Source organism: Cytobacillus sp. MT66, from assembly GCF_058792595.1.
Genome location: NZ_JBXAFB010000053.1, coordinates 1 through 733, shown reverse-complemented (window position 1 = coordinate 733; position 733 = coordinate 1). Strand labels below are relative to the sequence as shown.

Sequence of the window (733 nt, the reverse complement as noted above, 5' to 3'; positions counted from 1 at the left end):
TTTCTCGACAATCTGAGGATCTTCCAGTAAGAAGATCCTTTTTTGCTGCTTACTCAATTAATGTACCTTTTAGTTTAAGTTAGTATTTTACAATCTTTCTTAGGTAAATACGGTTACTAAAAAGTTTATTTTAGTTTTTATAAATATTCGAATCTTTTCCTCAACGACTATAAACGCTTTCACATGTTCCAGGCGCTGGTTCATAAAAACAATGTTGTTTAAATTGACCAGTAAAAGGTTGGTCATACCATGTTGGAGGACACGGACCATATGGATTAAAGTACCAAAGAGCATATTTCGCTGGGTGATCTCTCCAATATTCCAAATTCTTTCTTGCTAATCTTCTTTCAGATTCTCTTGCTCTTTGATAAAATACATTACCTTTTTGAACAGCTTCAAAAGAGTAATTTCCTCCTTGTACGTGAAAAATGACATCTCTAATTGTTCTTAATTCCTTAAAGTCAGTACAATCTGCTACAACACGGTTAACAATGACATTTCCAACATATAGCATTCCTTGTGGTCCTTCGCCTTCAGCTTCTGCTCTCATCATCCTTGCCATTAAATCGACGTCTGCATTTCGGTAAGCTACTCTTGTCATTTTTCCACCTCCAAAATACAGTATGAAAAAAAGAATGCATTTATGTCCTTGTTTATAAAATAAGAATACTTGGTTTTTAAGTAAAATGAAAACTACGGCATTTTTTTACCTTTATTCCACTAAGGTACCTCA

Annotated in this window: 1 protein-coding gene; it reads right to left on the bottom strand. The window is 33.8% G+C overall.

Features of this window, described 5'->3' with window-relative positions; all coding sequences use genetic code 11:
* Positions 1-160: 160 nt before the first annotated feature.
* Positions 161-601, bottom strand: coding sequence for a cell wall hydrolase (locus AC1Q59_RS24780; protein WP_492368530.1), 441 nt, complete (start codon positions 599-601; stop codon positions 161-163).
* Positions 602-733 lie beyond the last annotated feature (132 nt).